Origin of the sequence: Pseudomonas sp. 21, assembly GCF_000955805.1 — a bacterium.
Classification (GTDB): domain Bacteria; phylum Pseudomonadota; class Gammaproteobacteria; order Pseudomonadales; family Pseudomonadaceae; genus Pseudomonas.
The window spans coordinates 620,957-639,710 of the sequence record NZ_JYOA01000004.1; the positions used below are offsets into that span (position 1 = coordinate 620,957).

Annotated in this window: 17 protein-coding genes; 7 read left to right on the plus strand and 10 right to left on the minus strand. The window is 66.8% G+C overall.

What is annotated here, in order from left to right:
* The 4 genes from UB43_RS28825 to UB43_RS12535 all read right to left on the minus strand — a co-directional run bounded on the left by UB43_RS28825 (nucleotide 1) and on the right by UB43_RS12535 (nucleotide 5,023).
* Nucleotides 1-1,116, minus strand: a complete 1,116-nt coding sequence (locus tag UB43_RS28825) for a hypothetical protein (protein WP_052969538.1) — start codon at nucleotides 1,114-1,116, stop codon at nucleotides 1-3.
* A 102-nt stretch (nucleotides 1,117-1,218) separates the two neighbouring features.
* Entirely contained in the window at nucleotides 1,219-2,583 is a 1,365-nt protein-coding gene (locus UB43_RS12525; RefSeq protein ID WP_045211178.1) for an MFS transporter, read from the minus strand.
* Nucleotides 2,584-2,986: 403 nt separating this feature from the next.
* Nucleotides 2,987-4,009, minus strand: coding sequence for a ferrochelatase (hemH, locus tag UB43_RS12530; protein ID WP_045211180.1), 1,023 nt, complete (start codon nucleotides 4,007-4,009; stop codon nucleotides 2,987-2,989).
* Nucleotides 4,010-4,117: 108 nt separating this feature from the next.
* On the minus strand, nucleotides 4,118-5,023 hold the full coding sequence (locus tag UB43_RS12535) for a TIGR01777 family oxidoreductase (protein ID WP_045211347.1): 906 nt from the start codon (nucleotides 5,021-5,023) through the stop codon (nucleotides 4,118-4,120).
* Nucleotides 5,024-5,298: 275 nt separating this feature from the next.
* Here UB43_RS12535 and UB43_RS12540 point away from each other — a divergent pair, with 275 nt between their 5' ends.
* The 4 genes from UB43_RS12540 (at nucleotide 5,299) to phrB (ending at nucleotide 9,794) form a co-directional block, all read left to right on the plus strand.
* Nucleotides 5,299-6,282, plus strand: coding sequence for an NAD(P)/FAD-dependent oxidoreductase (locus UB43_RS12540; protein ID WP_045211183.1), 984 nt, complete (start codon nucleotides 5,299-5,301; stop codon nucleotides 6,280-6,282).
* A gap of 147 nt (nucleotides 6,283-6,429) precedes the next feature.
* A complete protein-coding gene (locus UB43_RS12545; protein WP_045211349.1) occupies nucleotides 6,430-7,401 on the plus strand; it encodes a DUF523 and DUF1722 domain-containing protein in 972 nt (323 codons plus the stop codon).
* An 18-nt stretch (nucleotides 7,402-7,419) separates the two neighbouring features.
* Entirely contained in the window at nucleotides 7,420-8,370 is a 951-nt protein-coding gene (locus UB43_RS12550) for a MerR family transcriptional regulator (protein WP_082085826.1), read from the plus strand.
* The gene (phrB, locus tag UB43_RS12555; RefSeq protein WP_045211188.1) at nucleotides 8,367-9,794 is read left to right on the plus strand and encodes a deoxyribodipyrimidine photo-lyase; all 1,428 of its coding nucleotides are present in this window, start codon (nucleotides 8,367-8,369) and stop codon (nucleotides 9,792-9,794) included. The genes UB43_RS12550 and phrB overlap by 4 nt, the downstream gene beginning before the upstream one ends.
* 168 nt (nucleotides 9,795-9,962) lie before the next feature.
* Here phrB and UB43_RS12560 read toward each other — a convergent pair whose 3' ends face one another.
* The 6 genes from UB43_RS12560 to hemA form a co-directional block, all read right to left on the minus strand.
* Nucleotides 9,963-10,484, minus strand: a complete 522-nt coding sequence (locus UB43_RS12560; RefSeq protein WP_045211191.1) for an acyloxyacyl hydrolase — start codon at nucleotides 10,482-10,484, stop codon at nucleotides 9,963-9,965.
* Between the two features lie 115 nt (nucleotides 10,485-10,599).
* Entirely contained in the window at nucleotides 10,600-11,394 is a 795-nt protein-coding gene (murI, locus tag UB43_RS12565) for a glutamate racemase (RefSeq protein WP_045211194.1), read from the minus strand.
* The gene (locus UB43_RS12570) at nucleotides 11,387-12,142 is read right to left on the minus strand and encodes a molybdopterin-synthase adenylyltransferase MoeB (protein WP_045211196.1); all 756 of its coding nucleotides are present in this window, start codon (nucleotides 12,140-12,142) and stop codon (nucleotides 11,387-11,389) included. Before UB43_RS12570 ends, murI begins: the two co-directional genes overlap by 8 nt.
* On the minus strand, nucleotides 12,136-12,966 hold the full coding sequence (prmC, locus tag UB43_RS12575; protein WP_045211198.1) for a peptide chain release factor N(5)-glutamine methyltransferase: 831 nt from the start codon (nucleotides 12,964-12,966) through the stop codon (nucleotides 12,136-12,138). The genes UB43_RS12570 and prmC overlap by 7 nt, the downstream gene beginning before the upstream one ends.
* 14 nt (nucleotides 12,967-12,980) lie before the next feature.
* Nucleotides 12,981-14,063, minus strand: coding sequence for a peptide chain release factor 1 (prfA, locus tag UB43_RS12580; RefSeq protein WP_045211200.1), 1,083 nt, complete (start codon nucleotides 14,061-14,063; stop codon nucleotides 12,981-12,983).
* Nucleotides 14,060-15,328 carry a glutamyl-tRNA reductase gene (gene hemA, locus UB43_RS12585; RefSeq protein ID WP_045211202.1) on the minus strand — a complete coding sequence of 423 codons (1,269 nt, stop codon included), beginning with the start codon at nucleotides 15,326-15,328 and terminating at the stop codon, nucleotides 14,060-14,062. The genes prfA and hemA overlap by 4 nt, the downstream gene beginning before the upstream one ends.
* A gap of 146 nt (nucleotides 15,329-15,474) precedes the next feature.
* Between hemA and UB43_RS12590 the strand changes: the two genes are divergently transcribed.
* From UB43_RS12590 to ispE, 3 genes are read left to right on the plus strand one after another with little or no spacing between them, the layout of a single operon-like run.
* Nucleotides 15,475-17,241, plus strand: coding sequence for a tetratricopeptide repeat protein (locus UB43_RS12590; RefSeq protein ID WP_177329791.1), 1,767 nt, complete (start codon nucleotides 15,475-15,477; stop codon nucleotides 17,239-17,241).
* A 3-nt stretch (nucleotides 17,242-17,244) separates the two neighbouring features.
* Nucleotides 17,245-17,877 carry a lipoprotein insertase outer membrane protein LolB gene (gene lolB / locus UB43_RS12595; RefSeq protein WP_045211207.1) on the plus strand — a complete coding sequence of 211 codons (633 nt, stop codon included), beginning with the start codon at nucleotides 17,245-17,247 and terminating at the stop codon, nucleotides 17,875-17,877.
* Nucleotides 17,878-17,881: 4 nt separating this feature from the next.
* Nucleotides 17,882-18,730 (plus strand): 4-(cytidine 5'-diphospho)-2-C-methyl-D-erythritol kinase, encoded by an 849-nt coding sequence (ispE, locus tag UB43_RS12600; RefSeq protein WP_045211210.1) that lies wholly within the window; start codon nucleotides 17,882-17,884, stop codon nucleotides 18,728-18,730.
* Nucleotides 18,731-18,754 lie beyond the last annotated feature (24 nt).

Below are 18,754 nucleotides of genomic sequence, written 5' to 3' on the forward strand. Positions count from 1 at the left end.
TTACGGCGTGGGGATGGAAAACGCCACCAGCCGATAGCCCTCGGCCGTGCGGATGAAGTCGAAGCTGGCGTGCCTGGCCGGCTCGAACGAGCCCTGTTGCCAATGCTCCATGGCCGAGACCTTGGGCGTCCGCCACTGGGCAAACTCGCCGCAGCCGTCGAAGTACTGCGGGTCGCGCTCGGGGTCAAAGGGCCAACCCATGTCGTCCTGACGCACGCCGTAGCCCGCTGAGCTTCGCAGCGTTTCCAGCCGTTTGCGCAGTGCCGGACCATATTGGCGCAGCGCTTCGTCCAGCGAAACGGACTTCCAGTCATCCAACGGCTCGCCGCCCTGCCCGCTCCAGATCCGGGAATAGCTGTGGGCCTTCAGCGAAGCGTCATCGAGGTGCGCGAGGAACTCGTCCCGGAACCAGATGGCGAAGTCCTTCTCGATGTCGACGAAGCTGATGTAGCGACCGTCGACGCCCTTGAACGAAACACGGCGCGGATCGCTGGAAGGTTGCTCGCTCACCTGCCGCGAAAACCAGTCCAGCGCGCCGGCACGGGAACTGTCGAAGTTCGCCACCAGCGTCCTGCCCTGGCGGTCGAGCAGCACTTCCGTGCCGCCGCTCCAGCCCTTGTGCTCGCACTGCTCCAGGCTCACGCCCGGTTCGGCGCAACTGCGCACAGCGTCCTTCAGCGCCACCACCATACCATTGCGCATGGCTGTGGCATCGCTCAGCTCGGCCGGGATCAGCACCTGGCCGTTGCCATCGAGGAAGCCGACCTTGTCCCGCACGCGGTCGCGAAAGCGGATGCTGTTCTCGCTCTCGCAGATCGGCGCATTGTCGAAGAAATACACCGAGTCCGGTGCGACCTGGCGGCCATCACGCAGCAGGTAATAGCGGCGGTAACCGTCGGCGGTTTCCTCACCGGTGGCGATGATGTGCTCGAAGCGCCGGGCCAGGGTGAACATCGGGCTGAGCGTCGGCGGGACCTTCACGTCGCCCTGTGCATCCTTGAAGCCGATGAGGTCGTTCTGCGTGAAGGCCACCCAGGGCTCGTCCGCCGCCGCCGAAGCACTCAGCGCCAGCGCTCCGAAGGCTGCCAGCCATGCACCAATGCCCTTTCCTTCCATGCTGGAAACCCCTCCTCGAATCCGCGTCCGCCGCATTGTGCCACGGGCAAAGAAAAGCCCCCGCGCATCACTGCGCGGGGGCTCGATCTTGCGAAAGAACTGTCAGGCCGGTTGGCGTTGCAGCGCACCGCTCCCGCTCTCGCCTTTCAGGCTCCAGCTCTTCAGGTGCTCCAGGCTCGCGCGGTACGGCTTCAGGCCGCTGGCCAGCAGCAAAGCACCGGCGACCAGGGCCACGACGCTGACGATCAGCAGCGAGTAGCGCAGCGCCATGTCATCGGCGAACACATAGTCGGTCACCAGGGCGATGGCAGTCGGGCCGATGCCCAGGCCCAGCAGGGTGACCACGAACAGGTAGATGGCCGAGGCCTGGCCGCGCATGGAGTTGGGCATGATTTCCTGGATCGCCGCCGGGGCGACGCCGAAGGGCATGCTGAGGAAGAACACGATGGGTGCCATCATCGCCGCCGCCGCGTTGCCGCTGTCCAGCAGCGGATAGACCAGGCTCAGCGGGATCGCCAGGCAGGCGGCCAGCAGGCCCACGCGCATGTTGGCATCGGTGCGCCCGCGCTTGGCCCAGTAGTCGGCCAGGCGGCCGCCGCAGACGATGCCCAGGCAGCCGAACACGGCAACGATGCTGCCGTACACCACGCCTACGTGGCCGGCGTCCCAGCCGTAGGTGCGGACGAAGAAGGTCGGCACCCAGGCGCCGCTGCCGTAGCTGGCGAAGGAGATGCAGGCGAAGCCGAAGTTGTGGCAGAGCACCGTCTTGCGGTTGGCGCGCAGGTAGGCGCCCACCTCGCTCATCGGCACCACCACGCCGGCGCCCACGCCACGGCGGGTCGGCTCCTTCACCGCGAGCATCAGCAGGGTGAAGAGCACGCCGGCGGCGCCGAGGATCAGGAAGATCAGCTGCCAGGGGCGCACTTCACCGAGGATCGGCAGGTGCACGTCGCCCTGGGCGGAAGCGAACTTGATCACCAGCCCGCCGAGCAGGAAGGCCAGCCCCGAGCCGAGGTAGATGCCCATGGAATAGACGCTGATGGCGGTGGCGCGGCGATTGGCCGGAAAGCTGTCGGCAATCAGCGAGTAGGCGGCCGGCGACAGTGCCGCCTCCCCCACACCGACACCGACGCGGAACAGCAGAAAGTGCCAGTACTGACGGGCCAGGCCGCAGGCGGCGGTCATGGCGCTCCAGATCAGCACGCCGACGGTGATCAGGCCGCGGCGGCTGCGACTGTCGGCCATGCGCCCGAGGGGGATGCCGCACAGCGTATAGAACAGGGCGAAGGACAGGCCCATCAGCAGGCTCATCTGCGTGTCGCTGATCTCCAGATCGCGACGGATGGGGCCGACCAGCAGGTTGAGAATCTGTCGGTCGATGAAGGACAGCACGTAGGCGACCATGAGGATCGCAACCGTGGACCAGGCCACGGCACTGGAGGGGTAGCCGTTATTGTTGTTGTTCATGCCGGGCTCCTGTACGCCGCCAATCGCGGCGAAGGCGAAGGGGAGACCCGCAGAGTAGGCATTGCGAACGCGTCGCGCGCGCACTATCAGGTCTCTGAATGCGCGCGTCGGCCGTTGGCTGATGAATGGGTGGTCAGAGGCTGGCCGCCGGGTTTCAGCGGGGACGTCCTGCAGGAGCGAGCTTGCTCGCGAGCAACTTGCCGGCAGCTCCAGCGCTGAGCGGGTTCGCGAGCANNCTCGCTCCTACGAAGAGCCGGCAAGTGCCGGAGATACCCTCACCCCAGCCCTCTCCCCAAAGGAGAGGGGGCGGTCCGAACCGGCTGTCGCTGAGGTTTCATCCTGCACCGAATGGTCCCCTCTCCCTTTGGGGGAGGGTGAGGGGAAACTCGCGCGCCGAATTCGATCAGATCGCCTGCGGCATCCGCTCGCAAAGCTTCGCCAGCGCCCGCGCCCACAGTTCCTGGTCGTTCAGGCAAGGCACCAGCACCAGTTCTTCGCCGCCCGCCGCGCGGAACTGCTCCTGGCCGCGCTGGCCGATTTCTTCCAGGGTCTCGATGCAGTCGGCGACGAAGGCCGGGCACATCACCAGCAGGCGCTTCACGCCCTGCTTGCCGAGCTTGTCCAGTTGCGCTTCGGTGTAGGGCTCGATCCACTTGTTGCGGCCCAGGCGCGACTGGAAGGACACCGACCAGCGCCCGTCCTGCAGGCCGGCGCCAGCGGCGAAATCCTCCGCCGTACGCAGGCACTGGCTGCGGTAACAGACAGCCATGACCTCCTCGTGCACGCCCCGGCTGGAGCTGGCAGTGAGGTCGTGGCGCTTGTCCTTCACCAGCTTGCGGATGTGCGACTCGGGCAGGCCGTGGAAGCTCAGCAGCAGGTGATCATAGGGTTGTTCCAGGTAAGGCTTCACGCTGTCCACCAGTGCCTGGCGGTACTCGGGCTCGGCGTAGAACGGCGGCAGCAGCTTCAGCTCCAGCTTGAGGTTGTGCTCGCGCATCACCCGGCGGGCTTCCTCGATGGCAGTGGTGGTGGTGCTGTCGGCGAACTGCGGGTAGAGCGGTGCGAAGGTGACCTGGGTGATGCCCTGCTGGCTCAGGCGCAGCAGCGCCTTCTCGATCGACGGCTCGCCATAGCGCATGCCCAGTTCCACCGGGCCGTGCGGCCAGAACGGCCGGACGGCCTCCTGCAGACGGCGGCTCAGCACGATCAGCGGCGAGCCCTCGTCCCACCAGATCGACGCGTAGGCGTGGGCGGATTCCTCCGGACGCTTGCGCAGCACCAGCGACACCAGCAGCCGGCGGATCGGCCAGGGCAGGTCGATCACGTAAGGGTCCATGAGGAACTGATCGAGGTAGCGGCGCACGTCCTCGACCTGGGTGGAGGCCGGTGATCCCAGGTTGACCAGCAGGAGGGCGTTTTGGGTCATGCAGTGTCCTTAAACCGGTACGGTAGGAGGTCGTCGTGCGGGCTGCGCAGTTTACACGCCGCCCGCGCTATCCAGATGTTCCAGGGCTGTTGCCGATGTCGCAGGGGCTCAGCGTTTTTCCTGCAGCACGTCGGCCAGCGCCTCCTTGAACGCCGGGAAGCGGAATTCGAAGCCGGCATCCAGCAGCCGGCGCGGCACGATGCGCTGGCCACCCAGCAGCAGGGTCGACATCTCGCCCAGCAGCAGACGCAGGGCGAAGCCCGGCACCGGCATCAGCGTCGGTCGGTGCAGCGCGTGGCCCAGCTCCTGGGTGAAGTCGCGGTTGCGCACCGGCTGCGGCGCGCACGCATTATAAGGACCGGCCGCGTCCGCCTTGCGCAAAAGAAAATCGATCAGGGCGATCTGATCTTCGATATGGACCCAGGACATCCACTGCCGACCATCGCCCAGCCGCCCACCGGCCCCCAGGCGGAACGGCGGCAACAGGCGCGTGAGGAAACCACCTTCGGGCGCCAGCACCAGGCCGGTGCGTACCAGGACCACGCGGATGCCCAGCGCCTCGGCTTCGCGGGCGATCTGCTCCCAGGCCAGGCACAGCTCGCTGGCGAAGTCCTCGCCAGCCGCCGCGCTGTTCTCTTCCAGCGGGCGCTCGCCGGCGTCGCCATACCAACCGACCGCCGAGCCGTTGATCAGTACCGCCGGGCGCTGGCTGCGCCCCTCCAGCCAGCTCACCAGGCGCTCGGTCAGGCGCACCCGGCTGTCCCACAGCAAGGCCTTGCGCCGGGCGCTCCAGGGCTTGTCGGCGATGGGCTCGCCGGCCAGGTTGACCACCGCATCCAGCGGCCCGTCTCCATAGGCCTCGAAGTCGGCGATGCCGCGCACCGTCTCGCCGCAGAGCGAGGCGACACGCTGCGGCTGGCGGCTCAGCACGGTGAGCTGGTGCCCTTCGGCGCTCCACCGGCGGCAAAGGCGGCGGCCGATCAGGCCGGTGCCGCCGGTCAAGAGAATATGCATGGCGAACTCCTTGTTGGGCTGTTCCACCTTCCATCAGTCTGGACGAGAGGGAGGCGATTGCATTGACACTCCCTCTAAGGCGAGGTCTACGCTGTAAGTGCCGGAACCGAAGCCGGGCTCATTCCTGAATGAACCGATGCGGCGCCGAAGGTTCCGATGATCGGACTCCTATCGTTGACGAGCGTGGACAGCTGAAAAGCAATTGTACAGATAGTTTCATTTGTACAAGCACATCTCGCTCGTTACGCTGAAAGACACAGACTACGAGGCATGTCATGAGCGCCCCCATTGCCATCATTGGCACCGGTATCGCCGGACTCTCGGCCGCCCACGCCTTGCAGGGCGCCGGACAGGTCGTCCAGCTGTTCGACAAGGGCCACGGCAGCGGCGGCCGGATGGCCAGCAAGCGCAGCGAAGCCGGCGCCCTGGACCTCGGTGCGCAGTACTTCACCGCCCGCGACCGGCGCTTCCTCGACGCCGTGCAGAAGTGGCGCGAGCACGGCTGGGTCGCCGAATGGGACCCGGCCCTCTACCAGTACCGCGACGGTGAACTGAGCCCTTCCCCCGACGAGCAGCCGCGCTGGGTCGGCACCCCGCGCATGAGCGCGATCACCCGGGCGCTGCTGCAGGACCAGGTCGTCACCTTCACCTGCCGCATCACCGAGGTGTACCGCGGCGAGGAGCACTGGCAGCTGCAGGACTCCGAGGGCCAGACCCATGGCCCCTTCAGCCGCGTGCTGGTCGCCACTCCGGCGCCACAGGCCGCGGCATTGCTGGCCAGCGCGCCGAAGCTGGCGGCCGCCGCCGCGAGCATTCCCATGGAGCCGACCTGGGCCGTCGCCCTGGCCTTCCGCGAGCCGCTGGATACGCCCGTGCAAGGCTGTTTCGTACACGAGGGGCCGCTGTCCTGGCTGGCCAGCAACCACTCCAAGCCGGGCCGTGACGAGCAGCTCGACACCTGGGTACTGCACGCTGCCAGCGGCTGGAGCAAGCAGCACATCGACCTGCCCAAGGAAAGCGTGATCGAACACCTGCGCGGCGCCTTCGCCGAGCTGATCGGCTGCGCCGTCCACGCCCCCGACTTCGCCCTCGCCCACCGCTGGCTGTATGCCCGGCCCATGGAGGCGCACCAGTTCGGCGCGCTCGCCGACGCCGACCTGGGCATCTATGCCTGCGGCGACTGGTGCCTCTCCGGCCGCGTCGAGGGCGCCTGGCTGAGCGGCCTGGAAGCCGCCCGCCGCCTGCTCGAACACCTCTGACCGATCACGGCCATCTCCCTGCGGAGATGGTCGTCGAATCCCCGCGCCCCCTTCCCTGTACAAGTCTTTGCACTTGTACAAGCCTGCGCCTATCCTTGCCGATAGTTGTACAAAGAAACCAGCCTGTACAAGAAATCGGTTGCCGCCATGTCCACCGCCAAGCCCTCCAGCCCCCCACGCCCCCAGCTCGCCATCAGCGCCTGCCTACTGGGCGAGCCGGTGCGCTACAACGGCGGACACAAGGCCTCGCGCCTGTGCCTGGACGTCCTCAGCCGCCACTTCGACTTCATCCCGGTGTGCCCGGAAGTCGCCATCGGCCTCGGCGTGCCGCGGCCAACCCTGCGCCTGGTCGGCGACCGCGATGACCCGCGGGCCCTGATCCAGCGCGAAGGCGGCCGCGATGTCAGCGAAGCCCTGGGTGATTTCGGCCGCAAGCAAGCCGGGCTGCTGCAGGACATCTGCGGCTACATCTTCATGCAGCAATCGCCTTCCTGCGGCCTGCAGCGGGTGAAGCTCTATCGCTTCGACGGCCAGCTGCGCCCGCCGGGTGCGCGCGGGCTCTACGCGGAAGCCTTCTGCGCCGCCCGCCCTGATCTGCCGGTGGAAGAAGAAGGCCGGCTCAACGACCCGGTGATCCGCGAGAACTTCCTCACCCGCGTGTTCGCCTACGCCGCCTGGCAGCGACTTTGCGAGGAAGGCCTGACGCGCCGCGCGGTGATCGGCTTCCACTCCCGCTACAAGTACCAGCTGATGGCGCACAACCCGCGCCAGTACAGCGCCCTCGGCCAGCGCCTGGCGAAGATCGGCGATCAGCCGCTGGAAGGCTTCGCCCCGGACTACTTCCGCGACTTCATGCAGGCGCTGGGCACCTGCGCCACCCGAGGGACCCACAGCAACGTACTGCAACACCTGGCCGGTTATCTCAAGCACGACCTGCCCTCCACCGACAAGGCCGAGATGCAGCGCCTGATCGACCAGTACCGCGAAGGCGTGATCCCGCTGGTGGTGCCGCTGACGCTGCTCAAGCACCACTTCCGCCTGCACCCGCACCCCTACATCGATGCCCAGGCCTACCTGCAACCGCACCCTGAAGACCTGAGCCTGCGCAATGCCATCTGACGTACCGACAGGATGCCCATGAACCCCGACCACCCTCACCGCGAATCGGACGACGACTACCGTCGAGCCCTGGCCGAAGGCTGGCTGCCGATCCGCGAAGTCTCCCGGCGCACCGGCGTCAATCCGGTCACCCTGCGCGCCTGGGAGCGCCGCTACGGCCTGGTCGTGCCGCAGCGCACGCCCAAGGGCCACCGCCTCTACTCCGAAACGCAGATCGCGCGCATCCAGGCCATCCTCACCTGGCTCGGCCGGGGAGTGGCGGTGAGCAAGATCCGCGCGCTGCTCGACGAAGACGCACCGCCACCACCAGAAACCACGTCCTCGCCCTGGGACGACCTGCGCCAGCAGTGCATCGCCGCCATCGGCCGGATCAACGAGCGCCAGCTGGACGAACTGTTCAACGGCTCGCTGGCGATCTATCCGGCACAAACCCTCTGCGAGCAGTTGATGCTGCCGCTGCTGGAGGAGCTGGAGCGGCGCTGGCAGGGCCAGTTCGGCGCGCAGCTGGAACGGGTGTTCTTCCATACCTGGCTGCGCACCAAGTTCGGCACCCGCCTGTATCACCACAACCGCCAGCAACGCGGCGCCCCGCTGCTGCTGGTCAACCAGTCCGGCCTGCCGCTGGAGCCTGGCCTGTGGCTCACCGCCTGGCTGGCCAGCAGCGCGGGTTGCCCGCTGGAAATCTTCGACTGGCCCTTGCCGCCCGGCGAACTGGCATTGGCGGTGGAGCGCCTGCAGCCGCGCGCTGTACTGCTCTACTCCAGCCGCACGCTGAACCTCTTGCAACTGCCCCGGCTGCTGGCCGGCGTCGACTGCACGCGCCTGCTGGCCGGCCCTGCCACCGCCATCCACCCCGATGCGCTGCAGGAACTGGCCATCGCCGAACCACCGCTGCACCTGGCCAGCGATCCGGTGGCCGCGCTCGAACTGCTGCGCGAACTGCACCTGCTCAACGGGGAGACCGCATGAAACGCCAACTCGTCTGGCTGCGCACCGACCTGCGCCTGCGCGACAACAGCGCCCTGCACGCCGCCGCCGAGCGCGGCCCGGTGATCGCCGTCTACCTGCTCAGCCCCGGCCAGTGGCAGCGCCACGACGACGCGCCGTGCAAGGTCGACTTCTGGCTGCGCAACCTGCGCGAACTGCGCGCCGGCCTCGACAAGCTGTGCATCCCGCTGCTGATCCGCACGGCAAATCTCTGGGCCGAAGCGCCGAAAGTCATCGCCCAGCTCTGCCGCGAGCTGAACATCGAGACAGTCCACGTCAACGAGGAATACGGCGTCAACGAAGCCGCCCGCGACGCCGCCGTGGAGAAGGCGCTGGAGCACGACGGCATTCGCCTGCGCAGCCACCTCGACCAGCTGTTCTTCACCCCCGGCACCCTCCTCACCAAGGGCGGCACCTACTTCCAGGTCTACAGCCAGTTTCGCAAGGTCTGCTACGAACGCCTGAACCTCGGCGTGCCCAGCCTCGTGCCGGCGCCCCGCGCGCAGCAGGAGCTGGATATCGCCAGCGACGAGGTGCCCTCGCAGGTCGCCGGCTTCGAGCCGCCGCCCGCCGAACTGAGCGAGGAATGGCCCGCCGGCGAGGAGGCCGCCCACGAGCGCGTGGAGCTGTTCACCGAGGAAATCCTCAAGACCTACCAGGACACCCGCGACCTCCCCGCCCGCGACGGCACCAGCCGCCTCTCGCCGTACCTGGCCGCCGGGGTGCTGTCGCCCCGGCAGTGCCTGCATGCAGCGCTGGCGAACAACCATGGCGAGTTCGAGACCGGCAACAGCGGCGCGGTCAGTTGGATCAACGAACTGCTCTGGCGCGAGTTCTACAAGCACATCCTGGTCGGCTTCCCGCGCGTGAGCCGGCACCGGGCGTTCCGCGAGGACACCGAGAAGTTGAAGTGGCGCCATGACCAGAAGGACCTGGAGAACTGGCAGCAGGGCCGCACCGGCTTCCCCATCATCGACGCCGCCATGCGCCAGCTGCTCGCCACCGGCTGGATGCACAACCGCCTGCGCATGGTGGTGGCGATGTTCCTGACCAAGAACCTGCTGATCGACTGGCGTGAGGGCGAACGCTGGTTCATGCGCCACCTGATCGACGGCGACCTGGCGGCAAACAACGGCGGCTGGCAATGGAGCGCCTCCACCGGCACCGACGCGGCGCCCTACTTCCGCATCTTCAACCCCATCTCGCAATCCGAGCGCTTCGACCCGGACGGCCGCTTCATCCGCCGCTGGGTGCCGGAGCTGGCCGGGCTGCAGGGCCGGGCGATGCACGACCCGTCGAAGCTCGGGCTGTTCGGTGCGGAACGTTATCCACAGCCGATGTGCGACCTGTCGGCCACGCGGGAGCGGGCGCTGGAGGCGTTCAAGAACCTCTCCGCCTCGCGTTGAAGCGTCCCTTGGCGTAGGAGCGGACTCGGTCCGCGATGTGCCGCCGGCCGGCTCGGAGGGGCTGGAAGCGATCGCGGACGAAGTCCCCCCTACGCTCGCTGCCGAGCCTCGATATGGCGCACACAAAAAAGCCGGGCGCTGGGCCCGGCTTTCTTTGTCAGCGCTCTGTTACAGCGGATGCGTGTAATAGAGGCTGTAGGATTCGATGCCGTCGTTCGGCTGGCTGATGCCGGCGTTGGAATAGTGCATGGCGCGCACGCCCAGTGCCTGGCCTTCGCCGAAGCGCAGGCCGACGCCCAGGCGATCCTCGAAGTTGAAGGCGCCACCCAGGTCCTGGTCGCCGACGCGGGAGCTACTGAACACGGCCACGCCGATACCGGCTTCAACGAAGGGTTTGACCTTCTCGCCAGAGAACTCGTAGACGAACACCGGGCTGAAGGACAGCGAATGACGGCCGCTGGCCTCGTCACCACCCTCCCAGTAGGTGTAGCCGGCGTCCCAGTAGCCGGTCAGGCGCCCGGTGGAGCTTTCCCACCAGCTCTTGTCCCAGTCGAAGCCCAGGCCCAGGCGGTAGGTCATGGTGTTCTGCCCGGTAACGCCAACGGCGCCAGTCAGGCCAGCGGCCTGTGCGGAGACCAGATGCCCCAGAGTCAAAGCTGCCACGGTGGCAAGCGAGAGTAGTTTCTTCATCGAAACATCCTTTATTAGAAAGCTGAATGAAAAATCCCCGCGAATAGCTGGCGATTATAAGGCCATTTGTCAGCACTTGCTGACAGACCAAAGTGGGTAGCCAGCTATTTTTCTCTCAGCCAGGAAAGAAACTGACAGGCTCTTCGGTGCCCCAGAGCACCGGCAGTACACGTTCAAGTCCTTCGACTGCACCGCTGGTCCATAGCTCCGTTTTTTTCGCGTCCCCCCGCGCCAGCATTCCCCGCGCCTGCAACAGGCGCTCGAGCTGGCGGGCCACGGCGGCCCCGGTGTCGATCAGTGAAACGTCCGCCGGCACCAGTTCACGCAGCAGCGGACGCAGGAAAGGGTAATGCGTGCAGCCGAGGATCAGCGTGTCGCAGCCCTCGGCCAACAAGGGCGCCACGTAACCTTGCAGAAGTTCACGGGTCGGCGGGCCGTCGAGGTCACCCAGCTCGATTCGCTCCACCAGGCCCGGGCAGGGCTGAGTGATGACCCGCACGTCGCTGGCGAAGCGATCCAGCAGGGCAGCGAAGCGTGCGCTCTTCAGGGTGCCGGTGGTGGCGAGGACCCCGACCACGCCGCTGCGGGTCGCTTCGGCCGCCGGCTTCACGGCCGGTTCCATGGCAACGATAGGCAGCTGTGGATAAAGCTCGCGCAGGTCGGCAGCCGCGGCGGCAGTGGCCGTGTTGCAGGCCAGCACCAGCGCTTTGGCGCCACGGGACAGGAGGAAATCGGCGATGGCACGGCAACGCGCGCGGATGTACTCGGGGGTCTTTTCGCCATAGGGCACGTGGCCGCAGTCGGCGAGGTAGATCAGGGATTCTTGGGGAAGCCGCGCCCGGATTTCGTGGAGGACGCTGAGGCCGCCCACACCGGAATCGAACACGCCGATCGGCGCGGCATCAGCCATGCGCGGCTCCGCACACGGCGCACTGCGGATCGCGCTTGACCCGCAGTTCGCGGAAGCGTGTGCCAAGGGCATCGATCAGCAGCAGGCGGCCCACCAGCGGCTCGCCGAAGCCGGCCAGCAATTTCAATGCTTCCAGCGCCTGCAGGCTACCGACCAGGCCCACCAGCGGGCCGACCACGCCGGCCTCGCTGCAGGTCAGCTCGGCTTCGCTGCCGTGGCCATAGAGGCAGTGGTAGCAGGGGCTTTCCTCGCGGCGCGGATCGAACACCGAGAGCTGCCCTTCCAGGCGAATGGCGGCGCCACTCACCAGCGGCTTCTTCGCGGCAACGCAGGCGGCGTTCACCGCCTCGCGGGTGCCGAAGTTGTCGCAGCAGTCCAGCACCAGGTCCACGCCCGCCACGGCGGCACCGAGGGAGTCGGCGTCGAGCGCCTGGCGATGGGCGACCAGCTTTACGTCCGGATTCAGCGCGGTCAGGCGGGCGATGGCGGAGTCCACCTTGCCCACGCCGACGCTGTCGGTGCCGTGGATGATCTGCCGCTGCAGGTTGGTCAGGTCGACGGTGTCGAAGTCCGCCAGGTGCAGCTCGCCGACGCCGGCAGCGGCCAGGTACAGCGCCACCGGGGCGCCGAGGCCACCGAGCCCGACGATCAGCACGCGGCTGTCCTTCAGGCGCAGCTGGCCGTCCACGTCGATCTGCGGCAGGAGGATCTGCCGGCTGTAACGCAGCAGTTCGTTGTCGGTCAGCATGTCCAGCGCCCCAGGCTGATACGCTCGTGGCCGCCGAGGTCGCGACGGCTTTCCACCGCGCTGAAGCCTCGGCTGAGCAGCAGGTCGCGCACGGCGTCGGGCTGGTCGAAGCCGTGCTCGAGCATCAGCCAGCCACCGTTTTCCAGGTGGTTCGGCGCCTGGTCGATGATCAGGCGGATGTCGTCCAGTCCGTCCTGCCCGGAGATCAGCGCGCTCGAAGGCTCGAAGCGCACATCGCCCTGCTTGAGGTGCGGGTCGGTGCTGGGAATGTAGGGTGGATTGCTGACGATCAGCGAGAAGCGTTCGCCCTCTACCGCGGAGAACCAGTGGCTGGCGCGGAAAGCGACGTTGGCCAGGCGCAGGCGCTCGCGGTTGCGCTCGGCCAGGGCCACGGCCTCGGGAATACGGTCGACGCCCAGCACCTGCCAGCTCAGGCGTTCGCACGCCAGCGCGAGGGCGATGGCGCCGGTGCCGGTGCCCAGGTCCAGCACGCGGGAAGGCGAGGCCGGCAGCAGCGCCAGCGCGGTCTCCACCAGCAGCTCGGTGTCCGGGCGCGGGATCAGGGTGTGCGGCGCAACTTCCAGGTCCAGGCTCCAGAAGCCCTGGCGGCCGAGGATGTAGGCCACCGGCTCACCGGCCACGCGGCGCGCCAGGTAGCGGTCGAAGAGATCGTGGGCCTCGCGGCTGACCACGCGCTCGGGCCAGGTGCGCAGGAAGCTGCGCGGTTTGCCCAACGCGGCGGCGAGCAACAGCTCGGCATCCAGGCGCGCACTGGGCGAGTCCGGCAATTGCGCCTCGTTGAGCAGGGTCATGATGGTTGCCATGGTCTGTCGCTCTCTCAATCGCCGAGCGCGGCCAGCTGGTCGGCCTGGAACTCTTGCAGCAAGGGCTCGATCACCTGTTCCACCGCGCCGTCCATCACTTCGCCCAGGGAATACAGGGTCAGGTTGATGCGGTGATCGGTGACGCGCCCCTGGGGGAAATTGTAGGTGCGGATGCGCTCGGAGCGATCACCCGAACCGACCAGCAGCTTGCGCGTACTGGCGATCGCCTGCTGGGCGGCGGACTGCTGCTGGTCGTTGAGCTTGGCCGCCAGCCAGGCCATGGCCTTGGCGCGGTTCTTGTGCTGCGAACGTTCTTCCTGGCACTCGACCACGATGCCCGACGGGATATGCGTAATGCGCACCGCCGAGTCGGTCTTGTTCACGTGCTGGCCGCCGGCACCGGAGGAGCGGTAGGTGTCCACGCGCAGGTCGGCCGGGTTGATCTCGATAGCAGCCTGCTCGTCCGGCTCGGGCAGCACCGCCACGGTGCACGCCGAGGTATGGATGCGGCCCTGGGATTCGGTGGCCGGCACCCGTTGCACGCGGTGGGCGCCGGATTCGAACTTGAGCTTGGCGTAGACGCTCTCGCCCTCGACGCGGGCGATTACCTCTTTATAACCACCGTGCTCTCCCTCGTTCTCGGACATGATCTCCACGCGCCAGCCCTGCTTCTCGGCGTAGCGCGAGTACATGCGGAACAGGTCGCCGGAGAAGATCGCGGCTTCGTCGCCACCGGTGCCCGCGCGGATTTCCAGGAAGACGTTGCGGCCGTCGTTGGGGTCCTTGGGCAGCAACATGCGCTGCAGGCGGTCCTCCAGGCCGACCAGCGCGGTCTTCGCCTCGGCGACTTCCTCCTCGGCCATCTCGCGCAGGTCCGGGTCGCTGTCCTTGAGCAGCGCCTGGGCGCCTTCGAGGTCGGACTGCACCTTGCGGAACTCGCGGAAAGCGAGGATGACCGGCTCCACTTCCGCGTATTCGCGGGAGTAGGCGCGGAACTTGGTCTGGTCGCTGATCACCTCGGCGTCGCCCAGCAGAGCGGTGAGCTCTTCGTAGCGGTCGCTGAGGATATCCAGCTTTTTCAGGAGGGACGCTTTCATCGCTTGTCAGTGCCCTCCTCGAGGGCGAACAGTTCCTGCGCGACGGCCAGCGCATCGATGCGGCCCTCGGCGGAGAGTTTCTTCATCTGCACGCTGGGAGCGTGCAGTAATTTGTTGGTCAGGCCACGGCTGAGCTGGGCGATGACTTCCATCGGGTCGGCACCGTTGGCCAGCAGGCGCTGGGCTTTCTGGGTTTCCTCATCACGCAGGCGCTCGGCCTGCTGGCGGTAGGCACGCAGCACGTCGACCGCGGCCAGCTCGCGCAGGCGCAGCATGAATTCGTGCACGCCATCGCCCACCAGCTCCTCGGCGGCCTGGGCAGCGCCCTGGCGGCTCTTGAGGTTTTCGGCGACCACTTCGTGGAGGTCGTCGACGCTATAGAGGTAGACGTCTTCCAGCTCGCCGACTTCCGGCTCGATGTCGCGCGGGACGGCGATATCGACCATGAACATCGGTTTGTGACGGCGCTGTTTCAGCGCGCGCTCCACCGCACCCTTGCCCAGGATCGGCAGCTGGCTAGCGGTGGAACTGATGACAATGTCGCTGTTGACCAGCTCGTCCGGCATGTCCGCCAGCAGGATGGCGCGGGCGCCGAACTGCTCGGCCAGCAGGCTGGCGCGCTCCAGGGTGCGGTTGGCGACCACGATGCGTTTCACGCCCTGCTCGTGCAGGTGGCGGGCGACCAGGGTGATGGTCTCGCCGGCGCCGATCAGCAGCGCCTGGCTGCGGCTCAGGTCGCTGAATATCTGCCGAGCCAGGCTCACCGCGGCAAAGGCCACGGACACCGGGTTCTCGCCGATGGCGGTGTCGGTGCGCACGGTCTTGGCGGTGCTGAAGGTGGCCTGGAACAGGCGACCGAGCATCGGCCCGACGGTGCCGGCCTCGCGGGCCACGGCGTAGGCGGACTTCATCTGCCCGAGAATCTGCGGCTCGCCCAGCACCATGGAGTCCAGGCCGGCGGCCACTCGCATCATGTGGCGCACGGCTTCCTCGTCCTGGTGAACGTAGGCGCAGGCGCGCAGGTCGTCGATCCCCAGGTTGTGGTAATCGGCCAGCCAGGCCAGCACGTCGCCGGCGTCCGGATGCTCGATCTCAAGATAGAGTTCGCTGCGGTTGCAGGTGGAGAGGATCGCGGCTTCGCGGCTGGAGGTCAGCCTGCACAGCAGCTGCAGGGCCTCGACCATCTGCTCGGGAGTAAAAGCCACGCGCTCGCGCACGGCCACGGACGCGGTCTTGTGGTTGATGCCGAGGGCAATGAAGGCCATGCAGAATCGCTGATGCTGATCGGAAAGCCCGCAATTGTCCTACTTAGCCTTGTGAAGGACAACCACCCGCGACGGATCGCACACTGCAAATCGTATACAGGCCCGTAACGGGCGCTTGCCCATGGGATTGGCACTTTCCTTATGTCATGATGGTCCCATTTCGCAGGTCAGGCCCTCGTCCTTCCTCTATGAACAAGTCTCTTGCGCTGCTGACTGCTCTGCTGCTGCTCGGCGGCTGCCAGTCTCTTACACAGAAAAATTCCGACAGTGCTTCCGCCCAGAAGGACAAGGTCGCGGCTGCGCAGAAGGACCAGAAGTACGGCTCCTTCAGCGAAGACACCCTGTTCTCGCTGCTGACCGCCGAGCTCGCTGGCCAGCGCAACCGCTTCGACATCGCCCTCGCCAACTACGTCGAGCAGGCCAAGGAAACCCGTGACCCGGGCGTCGCCGAACGCGCCTTCCGCATCGCCGAATACCTGGGCGCCGACCAGGAAGCCCTGGACACCTCGCTGATCTGGGCCAAGGCCGCGCCGGACAACCTCGATGCCCAGCGCGCCGCCGCCATCCAGCTGGCGCGCACCGGCCAGTACGACGAATCCATGGTGTACATGGAGAAAGTCCTCAACGGCCAGGGCGACACCCACTTCGACTTCCTCGCGCTGTCCGCTGCCGAGACCGACCCGGATACCCGCGCCGGCCTGCTGCAGAGCTTCGACCGCCTGCTGAAGAAGTACCCCGACAACGGCCAGCTGCTGTTCGGCAAGGCCCTGCTGCTGCAGCAGGACGGCCGTCCGCAGGAAGCCCTGCACCTGCTCGAAGACAACTCCGCCAGCAAGCATGACGTCGCCCCGCTGCTGCTGCGCGCGCGCCTGCTGCAGAGCATGAAGCGCAGCGATGAAGCGCTGCCGCTGCTCAAGGCCGGCATCAAGGAACACCCGGACGACAAGCGCGTCCACCTCGCCTACGCACGCCTGCTGGTGGAACAGAACCGCCTGGAAGACGCCAAGGCCGAGTTTTCCGCTCTGGTCGAGCAATTCCCCGACGACGACGACCTGCGCTTCTCCCTGGCACTGGTCTGCCTGGAAGCCCAGGCCTGGGACGAAGCCAAGGTCTACCTGCAGGAACTGGTCGAGCGCGACAGCCACGTCGACTCCGCCCACTTCAACCTGGGCCGCCTGGCCGAAGAGCAGAAGGACCCGGAAACCGCGCTCAAGGAATACGCCCTGGTCGGCCCGGGCAACGACTTCCTCCCGGCCCAGCTGCGTTCGACCGAGATCCTGCTGGACCAGAAGCGCTACGACGACGCCTCGCGCCGCCTCGCCGAAACCCGCGATCGCCAACCGGACTACGCCATCCAGCTGTACCTGATCGAAGCCGAAGGCCTGTCCAACCGCGACCAGGTCGATCGCGCCTGGAGCATCATCCAGCAGGGCCTGAAGCAGTTCCCGGATGACCTCAACCTGCTCTACACCCGCTCCATGCTCGCCGAGAAGCGCAACGATCTCGCGCAGATGGAGCAGGACCTGCGCCTGATCATCCAGCGCGAGCCGGACAACGCCATGGCGCTCAACGCGCTGGGCTACACCCTGGCCGACCGCACCACCCGCTACAGCGAAGCCCGCGACCTGATCCAGAAGGCCCACTCGCTGAACCCGGACGACCCGGCGATCCTCGACAGCCTGGGCTGGGTGAATTACCGCCTGGGCAACCTCAGCGAAGCGGAAACCTACCTGCGCAAGGCGCTGGAACGCTTCCCCGACCACGAAGTGGCCGCGCACCTGGGCGAAGTGCTCTGGGCCCAGGGCAAGCAGAGCGAAGCCCGCAAGGTCTGGGCCACCGCACTGCAAAGCCAGCCTGACAGCGCCGTCCTGCGCGACACCATGCTGCGCCTGACCGGCTCCGGAACCCTCTGATTTATGCGTTTACGTCACCTGATCGGCGCCGCCGCGCTGGCACTGCTCGCCGGCTGCTCCAGCTTCGGCACCCACGAAGCCCTGGAAGGCCAGGGCAACGCCACCGCCTGGAATGCCCACAAGGCACGCATCGCCACCCTCGATGGCTGGCAGATCGACGGCAAGGTCGGCATCCGCGCGCCCAAGGATTCAGGCAGCGGCACCCTGTTCTGGCTGCAACGCCAGGACTACTACGACATTCGCCTGTCCGGCCCGCTCGGCCGCGGCGCCGCGCGCCTGACCGGCCGTGAAGGCGCGGTGACCCTGGAAGTCGCAGGCCAGGGCCGCTATGAAGCCGCCTCCCCCGAAGAGCTGCTGGAACAGCAGATGGGCTGGCGCCTGCCGGTTTCCCACCTGCTCTGGTGGATTCGCGGCCTGCCCGCGCCGGACAGCAAGAGCCGCCTGACCCTCGACAGCGACAGCCGCCTGGCCAAGCTGCAACAGGACGGCTGGGACGTGGAATACACCCGCTACAGCGAACAGAACGGCTACTGGCTGCCCGAGCGCCTGAAGCTGCACGGCCAGGACCTGGACGTCACCCTGGTGGTGAAGACCTGGCAACCGCGTCAATTGGGCGCAGGCCAGGCGAGCCAGTAAAACCATGCAAGACCGCCTGACCCTGCCGGCACCGGCCAAGCTCAACCTGTTCCTGCACATCACCGGTCGTCGTGCCGACGGCTACCACGAGCTGCAGACCCTGTTCCAATTTCTCGATCACGGCGACGAGCTCCAGTTCGCCGCACGCGAGGATGGCGAAATCCGCCTGAACACAGAGATCGACGGTGTTCCCCACGACAGCAACCTGATCGTGAAAGCCGCGCGCCGGCTGCAGGAGCAATCCGGCACCGAGCTGGGCGCCGACATCTGGCTGGACAAGCGCCTGCCCATGGGCGGTGGCATCGGCGGCGGCAGTTCTGACGCCGCCACCACCCTGCTCGCACTCAATCATCTGTGGCAGCTCGACTGGGACGAAGACCGACTCGCGGCGCTGGGCCTGAGCCTGGGCGCAGACGTCCCGGTATTCGTGCGCGGCCGCGCCGCATTCGCCGAAGGCGTTGGCGAACAGCTCACGCCGGTTGAACTGGAAGAGCCCTGGTTCCTCGTCGTTGTGCCGCAAGTCTTTGTCTCCACAGCAGAAGTTTTCTCCGATCCCGAGTTGACACGGGATACTCCGCCCATTAAAGTTCGCAGCCTTCTCGGGGTGGACGGTCATAACGACTGCCAGCCGGTCGTCGAGAAGCGTTACCCGGATGTACGTAACGCACTGATCCAGCTAGGTAAATTTACCCAAGCGAGATTGACCGGCACCGGAGCTTGTGTGTTTGGGAGCTTCCCAAACAAGGGCGATGCTGATAAAGTTCGCCGCCAACTTCCGGCCACTCTGCCGAGTTTTGTTGCCCAGGGCCGTAACATCTCGATGTTGCACCGAAAGCTGCAAAGCCAGGCCTGAGAAGCAGTAATGTAATCGGTTGTA

Coding starts and splice junctions, on each gene's coding strand:
- UB43_RS12560 (WP_045211191.1), bottom strand. CDS start 10,484: ATGAAGAAACTACTCTCGCTTGCCACCGTGGCAGCTTTGACTCTGGGG.
- UB43_RS12550 (WP_082085826.1), top strand. CDS start 7,420: ATGAACCCCGACCACCCTCACCGCGAATCGGACGACGACTACCGTCGA.
- ispE (WP_045211210.1), top strand. CDS start 17,882: ATGCAAGACCGCCTGACCCTGCCGGCACCGGCCAAGCTCAACCTGTTC.
- UB43_RS12590 (WP_177329791.1), top strand. CDS start 15,475: ATGATGGTCCCATTTCGCAGGTCAGGCCCTCGTCCTTCCTCTATGAAC.
- prmC (WP_045211198.1), bottom strand. CDS start 12,966: ATGGCAACCATCATGACCCTGCTCAACGAGGCGCAATTGCCGGACTCG.
- hemA (WP_045211202.1), bottom strand. CDS start 15,328: ATGGCCTTCATTGCCCTCGGCATCAACCACAAGACCGCGTCCGTGGCC.
- UB43_RS12545 (WP_045211349.1), top strand. CDS start 6,430: ATGTCCACCGCCAAGCCCTCCAGCCCCCCACGCCCCCAGCTCGCCATC.
- UB43_RS12535 (WP_045211347.1), bottom strand. CDS start 5,023: ATGCATATTCTCTTGACCGGCGGCACCGGCCTGATCGGCCGCCGCCTT.
- UB43_RS12540 (WP_045211183.1), top strand. CDS start 5,299: ATGAGCGCCCCCATTGCCATCATTGGCACCGGTATCGCCGGACTCTCG.
- UB43_RS28825 (WP_052969538.1), bottom strand. CDS start 1,116: ATGGAAGGAAAGGGCATTGGTGCATGGCTGGCAGCCTTCGGAGCGCTG.
- phrB (WP_045211188.1), top strand. CDS start 8,367: ATGAAACGCCAACTCGTCTGGCTGCGCACCGACCTGCGCCTGCGCGAC.
- lolB (WP_045211207.1), top strand. CDS start 17,245: ATGCGTTTACGTCACCTGATCGGCGCCGCCGCGCTGGCACTGCTCGCC.
- hemH (WP_045211180.1), bottom strand. CDS start 4,009: ATGACCCAAAACGCCCTCCTGCTGGTCAACCTGGGATCACCGGCCTCC.
- murI (WP_045211194.1), bottom strand. CDS start 11,394: ATGGCTGATGCCGCGCCGATCGGCGTGTTCGATTCCGGTGTGGGCGGC.
- UB43_RS12525 (WP_045211178.1), bottom strand. CDS start 2,583: ATGAACAACAACAATAACGGCTACCCCTCCAGTGCCGTGGCCTGGTCC.
- UB43_RS12570 (WP_045211196.1), bottom strand. CDS start 12,142: ATGCTGACCGACAACGAACTGCTGCGTTACAGCCGGCAGATCCTCCTG.
- prfA (WP_045211200.1), bottom strand. CDS start 14,063: ATGAAAGCGTCCCTCCTGAAAAAGCTGGATATCCTCAGCGACCGCTAC.